We start from the raw sequence: 2,415 nt of genomic DNA on the forward strand, positions 1-2,415 counted from the left end.
GCCGGCCTGGCGTACGGGGGCCTGCACCCCGTCGTGGCCCTCTACGCCACCTTCATGGGGCGCGCCTTCGATCAGGTGCTGATGGATGTCGCCCTGCACCGCGCCGGGGTGACCTTCGTCCTCGATCGCGCCGGCGTCACAGGTCCCGACGGTCCCAGCCATCACGGCATGTGGGATCTCGCGATGCTGCAGATCGTTCCGCACATCCGCATCGCCGCGCCTCGCGACGGTGCGCGTCTGACGGAAGCCCTCGGCGAGGCCGTCGATGTCGAAGACGCCCCCACCGTCATCCGGTTCCCGAAGGGGGAGGTCGCCGCCGATCTGCCGGCGATCGAACGACTGAGCGACGGTGTCGACGTGCTCGCCCGCGGTGAGTCTGAAGACGTTCTCATCGTCGCCATCGGCCCGTTCGCCGAACTCGCTCTCGACGTCGCCGAGCGGCTCCGTGCGCAGGGGATCGGTGCGACGGTCATCGATCCGCGCTGGGCCATCCCCGTGCAGCCCTCGATCGTCGAGCTCGCGGCGCATCATCGCCTCGTGATCACGCTCGAAGACGGCATACGCGTCGGTGGCGTCGGCACTCGTGTGCGCCAGGTTCTCCGGGAGGCCGGGATCGACACCGCGGTGGACGAGCTGGGGCTGCCGGACGAGTTCATCGACCATGCCTCGCGTGATCAGATCCTCTCCGACGCCGGTCTCACGGCACCGAAGATCGCGCAGGACATCGTCTCGCAGGTGCTCGGGACGCGCATTCCGAAGGCGCGTCACGCGGGGGAGAGCGGAACCATCGACATCCCGCTGCACGAGCGGCACTGACGCCCGATCGGATGTCGGCGCCGCCGCCGTCAGTTCAGCGCGTGCAGTGCCGCGACGGCCTGTGCGCCTCGGTCGACGTCACGGAGCGCCGTCGAGAGCAGATAGCCGTCGGTGAGCGCGTCGCCGGTGACCATGACGCGCACCAGCTCGACGCCGCAAGCACGGCGTACCTCCTCGGCGCTGGCGGCGATGACGCGGGTGTTGATCTCGTCGTTGTGCGGGAGCTCGGCCCCCTCGAGCCCACGGATCACATCCCTCAGTGCCGCGCCGACGATGTTCGATGCGCGTTCCTTGACGTTGACCACATCGAGCTCGAAGACCCGCAGGTCGCTTCCCGTCGGTATGGGGCGCCACTCGAACGAGGCGTGGACCCGATGCTGATGGCCGCTGGATCCGGTCATCTCGCGCGCGGGTAGATCCGTCGCGCGGCAGCGGACATCGATGAGCTTGTACCAGTAGAACAGCGGGAAGGCGCCGTGGGACCCCGGGTGCAGCACCACGACCTCGCCGACCGCGCCTGCGCGGGCGGACGGGCGTCGCTGTGGACGGTTCCGGATGATCGGCTTGCCGTTGCGGGTCCGGATCGCTGCCCAGCCCTCATCGACCGTGACGATGAAGAGCTTGAGGAGGGCGGGCAGGACCAGGAGCGTGGTGAGGATCGCCGTGCCGGTCTTCAGCAGCCCCGACATCCCCTTGCCGCCCAGCATCGTGAAGAGCATGTCCATGACACCACTGTGCAGGGTCGCAGCGCGCGGGAGTACCGGGGAGACGCCCGGTTCGGGGGAGTTCATGCGCTGTTCCCCGCGCGTTCTCCGCGATGCTTCTCGGTGGATACGCCCCGGTCCCGATCCGCCGTGGGACGGGCTCAGACGAGGTCGGCGACGGTGCGAGCGACGAGCGTCTCCACCGCCCCTCGGCAGCGTTCGCGATCCGCGTCGACGAGACCGACGCGTGTGCGGCGGTCGAGCACGTCGTCGACGGTCATCGCCCCCTCGACACGGACGGCGTACTCGACCTCGGCTGCGGTCAACCCCGTCGACTCGTCCAGCAGCTCCGGTGAGGAGGGGATCACGCGATCGACGAGTCGCAACGATGCCGTCCGACTCGATGTCGCCTGCAGGCCCCGTGTCCGAGCTGCGAGATCGACCGCATCCTCGGCCATCCGCCGATACGTCGTCAGCTTTCCCCCGAGAACAGTGACGAACCCGGCCTCTGACATCGCCACCAGGTGCCTGCGCGAGACGTCGGCGCTCGAGTCCGTACCGCTGTCGACCAGCGGCCGCAAGCCCGCGAAGGCCCCTCGCACCTGATCGCGACCGATCGGTGCGGCGATCACCCGGTTGAGGCTCCGCAGGAGGAAGTCGATCTCCGGCTCCGTCGGCTGCGCCACGCGTGGCACGGCACCGGGAGAGTCCTCGTCGGTGAGCCCCACGATCACGCGACCGTATGCCTGCGGCAGCGCGAACACGTAGCGGCTGATCGAGCCCTCGTGGGGGATCGTGAGGGCCGTCGAAGGAGTTCCGAGGTCGGCGGCATCGAGCACGATATGGGTGCCTCGGCTCGGTCGCACCCCGATCGCCTGGTCGAGCGTGCCCGCCC

3 protein-coding genes are annotated in these 2,415 nt (G+C 69.2%); 1 reads left to right on the forward strand and 2 read right to left on the reverse strand.

Features of this window, described 5'->3' with window-relative positions; genetic code table 11:
• The coding region (locus tag KZA10_RS12505; RefSeq protein WP_306300817.1) for a transketolase C-terminal domain-containing protein at nucleotides 1–816 on the forward strand (816 nt) is incomplete at its 5' end.
• A gap of 29 nt (nucleotides 817–845) precedes the next feature.
• Here KZA10_RS12505 and KZA10_RS12510 read toward each other — a convergent pair.
• Together KZA10_RS12510 and KZA10_RS12515 are read right to left on the reverse strand one after the other, a co-directional pair.
• Entirely contained in the window at nucleotides 846–1,607 is a 762-nt protein-coding gene (locus KZA10_RS12510) for an SPFH domain-containing protein (RefSeq protein ID WP_218683032.1), read from the reverse strand.
• Nucleotides 1,608–1,681: 74 nt separating this feature from the next.
• A partial coding sequence (locus KZA10_RS12515) for an FAD-dependent oxidoreductase (protein WP_218683033.1) occupies nucleotides 1,682–2,415 on the reverse strand: 734 nt, incomplete at its 5' end.

The sequence above is a fragment of the Microbacterium sp. BF1 genome (genome assembly GCF_019279095.1).
Lineage (GTDB): Bacteria > Actinomycetota > Actinomycetes > Actinomycetales > Microbacteriaceae > Microbacterium > Microbacterium maritypicum.

Bases quoted from the DNA above. Each gene is read 5' to 3' on its own strand.
- KZA10_RS12510 (WP_218683032.1), bottom strand. From the start codon at position 1,607: ATGAACTCCCCCGAACCGGGCGTCTCCCCGGTACTCCCGCGCGCTGCG.